The following is a 5896-nucleotide window of genomic DNA, read 5'->3' as shown; positions in this document are numbered from 1 at the left end:
TTAGGCGCCCTTTTGCTCTTGCTTTCCTATCTGTGTAAATGAAAATTGATTTTGTAAGATGTACCTATGACCTTTGTTTGATTGCAAACTGCCCATTTTATACTTTATCTGGTTGCTTCCAACCTTTCTAGAAAGAAATTATAAAACTGAATCAGGATTGAGTAAGAATTTCGGGAATCAGGATTGGGTAAGAATTTCGGGAATTGGAGGTAAGGCTGAATATGAATGAAGCGGAGAGCCGAAGTCTGCGTCCGCCCATTCGCCGCAGTTGGCTGCGACTGTGGGCTGGAAAGCGCTGGTATGCATGGCGACGTTTTTTGCTCTGGCATTCCGGAAGGTTCCGTTTTGCAAAGGAACGGCAGCAAACTTGTCTGCCGTGCATTCATTTCTCCCACGCCACGCCCCTACTGCGGGACCTTCAGGGCGCAGAAATGCGCTATCAGCACAATAAAATCACCAATTTAAAGCTGGCGGCGGCCCGATTGGACGGAATCCTGCTGCGGCCCGGTGAAACCTTCAGCTTTTGGCGTCTTGTTGGAAAACCAACCCGCCACAAGGGCTATCTTGATGGATTGGTGCTGTTTTTGGGGCATATTGGCTATGATGTTGGCGGTGGACTCTGCCAGATGACGAATCTCATTTTCTGGATGACGCTCCACACGCCGCTGACAGTGATCGAACGCTATCGCCATTCCCACGACGTTTTTCCGGATTCCAACCGCACTCAGCCCTTTGGAAGTGGCGCTACCTGCGCCTATCCTCATCGGGATTTGATGATTCGCAACGACACGGATCAGACCTTTCAGCTCCGTGTCTGGGTGGGGGCGCAAAATCTGGAAGGAGAATGGCTGGCAGAGCGGCCTCCGGAGCACTGCTATAAGATTGTAGAGCGCAATCACCGGATGGATCGCGGCCCGTGGGGCGGATACGTCCGCCACAACGAGTTGTATCGACAGCGGTGGACAATTGAAGGCATATTTTTAGACGAATTGTTTTTGCTGGAGAATAATGCAATTATGATGTACAATCCGCTTCTGTCGCAAGGCAATAACTGAGGAACCGAGTAGAAGAATACAGTTGGCTGATTTTCAACCTGCGGGCCTTTTTTGGTTGCGTCGCCGGGGGAGTTGTGTTAAACTGATAACTGCACATTGCTTTGCATAGCACGGGAGGAGGGAAGCCGATGAGATATGGAACGGTGCTTCCCGGTCGCTTCGCGGAGCGGCCCAATCGCTTTATCGCGCTGGTGGATACGGCGGAAGACCGGGTTGTGTGCCATGTGAAAAATACGGGCCGATGCCGGGAGCTACTTCTCCCAGGTGCAAGGGTCTATCTGGAGCGGGCGAAGAATCCCGCGAGAAAGACCGCCTATGATTTGATCGCGGTGGAAAAGGGCGGTCTGCTGGTTAATATGGATGCACAGGCGCCAAATCGCGTGTTTGGCGAGTGGGCGGCGGAAGGCGGTTTTCTGCCGGACGTGAAGAGCATAAAGCCGGAATATACTTACGGCGCGTCCCGCATCGACTTTTGTCTGGAGACGGGCCAAGGGCCACATCTGGTGGAGGTCAAGGGCGTGACACTGGAGGAAAATGGCCACGCCCGGTTTCCGGATGCACCTACGGAGCGGGGTGTTAAGCACATCCACGAGCTGCGCCGCGCGGTGGAGCAGGGGCTTGCGGCCACGCTGTTCTTTGTGGTGCAAATGGAGGATATGCTGGATGTGTCGCCTAACGACGCGACGCACCCGGCCTTTGGCACCGCACTGCGGGAAGCGGCGGCAGCGGGCGTTTTTGTGCGGGCATTTGACTGCACGGTAGCGCCCGACAGCATTGCGATTCGGGGAGAAATTCCTGTGCTTTTGTGAGTTACAAGGATGGGAGCGGGATTTTTTGGGACTTTTTGAACTGATGCTGGTGGGCATTGGCCTGTCTATGGACGCATTTGCCGTGGCAATTTGTCAGGGGCTCTGCATGCGGAAGCTTCGTTGGGGCCACGCCTTTGTGGTGGCTTTGTTTTTTGGAGGATTTCAGGCGATAATGCCTTTTCTGGGCTGGCTGCTGGGGTCCCGGTTTGCCATGTATATCCAGAGTGTGGACCACTGGGTAGCCTTTGCCTTGCTTGTCATCATCGGTGGAAACATGATACGCGAGGGCTGCGGAAAAGAGGAAGCGGAGACGGCCTGCGCTGTGGCTGAGAGGGTGGTCCTGAAGCAACTGACGGTGCTGGCCTTTGCCACCAGCATTGACGCGCTGGCGGTCGGCGTGACCTTCGCGTTTTTAAATGTGCGCATCGTACCGGCTATTTCCATCATCGGGGCCGTGACTTTTCTCCTGTCCCTGACGGGCGTGGCGGTTGGAAATTATTTCGGGGCGCGGTACAAGCGCCGCGCGGAGCTGAGCGGGGGGATTCTCTTGATTTTGATGGGTGCAAGAATTTTGTTTGAGCACCTTAGTTTTTTTTCCTGACAGATTCAGTACATACCGGGCAGGGGTGGCTTTCGGTCGCCTCTGCCCGGTCTTTTTTTTGCTTACGCTCATATCCTGCTTTCAGGAGAAGAGGGGGGAAGCTATGCAGAGCCTTTGGACAATGCTTGGCGGTGTAGTGCTGTTTCTGTTTGGAATTACGCTGTTGGGGGAATATCTGCGGGAGCTTGAGGGCGGACGGGCAGAGCGGCTGCTGCGTCGCGCCACGGACGGCCGGTGGCGGGGGTTTCTGCTGGGATTTTTGGTCACGGCAGTGGTACAGTCCTCCTCCGCTGTGACGGTGATGACCGTATCTCTGGCGGATGCGGGAATTTTATCCCTTGAGCAGATTATTCCCGTAATGATAGGAAGTAATTTGGGGACCACTGCCACCGCTTGGCTGCTATGCTTCCGAACGGAGACGTCTGCTGCGCCGGAGCTAACGGTAATTTTTGCGTGTATAGGGCTTTTGATTTATCTCTTGGTTCCCAGACGGAGGGTATGGGGTGGGCTGCTGCTGGCCCTGTTTTTGCTGCTGGTTGGAATGGAGCGAATGGCTGCCGCCGCCGCGCCGATCGCGGGGACAGCGGCTTTCCGCCAACTGACGGAGCTGGCTGTCAATCCTCTGACAACGCTTCTGGCGGGGGCGATCTTCACCGGCATAATCCAAAGCTCCAGCGCTTCCATCGGACTGTTGCAGGCGTTTTCAACCACAGGTTCGGTGACTTGGGGAATGGGAGTGCCTTTGGTGCTGGGAGGGAATATCGGCACCTGCGTCACGGTCTTGCTGGCCGCTGTGGGCTGCGGCGCAAACGCGAAGCGGGCTGCATTTGCGCATTTGAAATTCAATATTCTTGGAACGGTAGTCCTGCTGCCGCTATGGCTGTTGTTTGGTGCGCCGCTGCATGATCGCCTCATCAATTCCGTGGGGATTGCAGTGGTGCACACGGTGTTTAATCTGCTCTCCGCTGTGTTTTTGCTTCCAGCGTTTGATGGGCTGACCGGATTTTTCACGTTTCCGACGAAGAGGAGACGGAAACTGTTCGGCAGCCTCCGGGGATCAATTGGAAAGCGTGCGGCAGGGACGAATTTTGGAAAAGAGCAACCCGCAAAAAAATAAAAAACGGCTCGCGGAACCAATTTGGTTCCGCGAGCCGCGCTTATGAGATGAAGAAAAACTTTTTAGAACTGGCCCTGCTGCATCATGGCCTCGGCAACCTTCTTGAAGCCAGCGATGTTGGCGCCGGCCACCAGGTCGTAGCCCAGACCATACTCCTCAGCCGCCTCGGCGGACATGCTGTGAATGGTGACCATCATCTTCTTGAGCTGTGCGTCAACCTCTTCCGCAGTCCAGACCAGACGCTCGGAGTTCTGAGACATCTCCAACGCAGAGACGCCCACGCCGCCGGCGTTAACAGCCTTGGAGGGAGCGACGACCATGTGCTTCTGGCCGCGCAGGAACTCCAGAGCGTCGTTGGTGGTAGGCATGTTGGCGACTTCGATGTAATACTTCACGCCGGACTCGGCAATCTTCTTAGCCCACTCCAGATTGACATCGTTCTGCATAGCGGCGGGCATGAGAATATCCACGTCCTTGTGGCCCCAGTGCTTGGTGCCTTCCACAAACTCGCAGCCGAACTTCTCGGCGTAGGGCTTGCAGTGCATGGGGTCCTTGGCGCGCATGTCAAGGATGAAGTTCAGCTTCTCGTCGGTGTTGATGCCGTCGGCATCATGGACGTAGCCGTCGGGGCCAGCCATGTAAGTAACCTTGGCGCCAAGCTCGGCAGCCTTCTTCATGATACCCCAGGCCACGTTGCCGTAGCCGGAGACAGCGATGCGCTTGCCCTCGATGGAGTCGTTCTCGTGCTTGAGAACCTCGCACAGATAGTACACAGCGCCAAAGCCCGTGGCCTCGGGACGGATGAGGCTGCCGCCGTAGGTCAGGCCCTTGCCGGTGATGACGCCGTTCTCCCACACGCCCTTCAGGCGGCGGTACTGGCCGTACAGATAGCCGATTTCGCGGGCGCCCACGCCCATGTCGCCGGCGGGAATGTCAACGTCGGGCCCGATGTAGCGATACAGCGCGGTCATGAAGCTCTGGCAGAAACGCAGGACTTCGGCGTCGGACTTGCCGGCAGGATCGAAGTCGGAACCGCCCTTGGCGCCGCCGATGGGCAGGCCAGTCAGGCTGTTCTTAAAGGTCTGCTCAAAGCCCAGAAACTTGATGATGCCCTCGTACACATTCTTCTGGAAGCGCAGGCCGCCCTTGTAGGGGCCAATGGCGCCGTTGAACTGGCAGCGCCAGCCGCGGTTGGTGTGCCAATTGCCCTGGTCGTCTTCCCAAGTCACACGGAAGGTGAACATACGCTCCGGCTCGACCATACGGGTAAGCAGGTCAACCTTCTCGTATTCGGGGTGCTTCTCAATGACGGGTTCCAGAGAAGAGAAAACCTCCTCCACGGTCTGGACGAACTCGGGCTCGTTGCCGTGCTTGGCCTTTACATTTTCCAGTACGCTGGCAAGATATGCATTCATCAAAAACTTCCTCCTTCATTTTTTAACGGCGATTTTTGCATAAAACAACTGAAATTATCATGTTTGCGCTTTAATTATTCTAGCACTTTCCATGTATGGAAGCAAGCATCCTTTTCCTCATATGGGTCATTTTCTTTCCATATGACGGAAAAAATTCATGCAGGTTTTTGTGCAGTTTAACAAGGAAATGCAAGATGGACGTCTTTTTGCGGAAAATTGGGACTTTACATTGACTTTTTTAGATAGGCCTATATAATAAATATGTTTGGGACCCGGGGAAAATCGGAAATTCGACTGTGTTGTTGGAGGAGTTTTACTATGCGGAAAACATATAAAACAAATATCGCGGGGCTGGAGCGAGAGCTGCCCATCTGCAAGGTGACGGACGATTTATACATCGGCGCGTTCATCTGCTTTGGTGATGCGGAGATTACCGTCGCCTGCGCCCGGGAGCTTTTGAAGCTGGTGCCTCAGGCCGACTATGACTATATGCTTACGGCGGAGGCCAAAAGCATTCCTCTGATTCACGAGATGGCCCGCCAGTCCGGCGCGAAGCGCTATTTTATTGCCCGGAAGGGCCCTAAGGCCTATATGCCCGATCCCATTTATGTGGAGGACCGGTCTATCACCACCGCAGGGTCCCAACGGCTGTATCTGGGCCGGGACGACGCGGACCTCATCCGTGGAAAGCGGGTGCTGCTGATGGACGACGTGATTTCCACAGGCGGCTCTATGCACGCCATGGAAGCGCTGGTGGAGTTGGCGGGGGGAACCACGGCGGGCCGCATCGCGGTGTTTGCCGAGGGAGACGCACAGGCACGGAGCGACATCCGGTATCTGGCGCCCCTGCCTCTGTTCAACCCCGACGGAACGGTAAAATGCTGAAAAGATGAAAAGCG

The 5896-nt window shown here is 55.3% G+C and carries 6 protein-coding genes; 5 read left to right on the top strand and 1 reads right to left on the bottom strand.

Features of this window, described 5'->3' with window-relative positions:
- Positions 1-431: 431 nt before the first annotated feature.
- The 4 genes from B2W96_RS11430 to B2W96_RS11415 all read left to right on the top strand — a co-directional run bounded on the left by B2W96_RS11430 (position 432) and on the right by B2W96_RS11415 (position 3582).
- Positions 432-1055, top strand: coding sequence for a VanW family protein (locus B2W96_RS11430; protein WP_349680150.1), 624 nt, complete (start codon positions 432-434; stop codon positions 1053-1055).
- 128 nt (positions 1056-1183) lie between these two features.
- Entirely contained in the window at positions 1184-1864 is a 681-nt protein-coding gene (gene sfsA / locus B2W96_RS11425; RefSeq protein WP_293010517.1) for a DNA/RNA nuclease SfsA, read from the top strand.
- A gap of 43 nt (positions 1865-1907) precedes the next feature.
- Complete coding sequence (locus B2W96_RS11420; RefSeq protein ID WP_349680151.1) at positions 1908-2465, top strand: manganese efflux pump MntP family protein; 558 nt, start codon at positions 1908-1910, stop codon at positions 2463-2465.
- 103 nt (positions 2466-2568) lie between these two features.
- On the top strand, positions 2569-3582 hold the full coding sequence (locus B2W96_RS11415; protein WP_293010513.1) for a Na/Pi cotransporter family protein: 1014 nt from the start codon (positions 2569-2571) through the stop codon (positions 3580-3582).
- A gap of 62 nt (positions 3583-3644) precedes the next feature.
- Here the strand turns inward: B2W96_RS11415 and gdhA are convergent, their stop codons facing one another.
- Positions 3645-4997: an NADP-specific glutamate dehydrogenase gene (gene gdhA / locus B2W96_RS11410; protein ID WP_293010511.1), complete on the bottom strand. Its 1353-nt coding sequence runs from the start codon at positions 4995-4997 to the stop codon at positions 3645-3647.
- Between the two features lie 318 nt (positions 4998-5315).
- On the opposite strand from gdhA, the gene B2W96_RS11405 reads away from it, so the two are divergent.
- Entirely contained in the window at positions 5316-5882 is a 567-nt protein-coding gene (locus tag B2W96_RS11405; protein WP_293010509.1) for a phosphoribosyltransferase family protein, read from the top strand.
- The last annotated feature ends 14 nt before the right edge of the window (positions 5883-5896 follow it).

This window comes from Oscillibacter sp. UBA6647 (assembly GCA_002455655.1).
Lineage (GTDB): Bacteria > Bacillota > Clostridia > Oscillospirales > Oscillospiraceae > Oscillibacter.
This window is presented reverse-complemented; position numbering and strand designations above follow the sequence as displayed.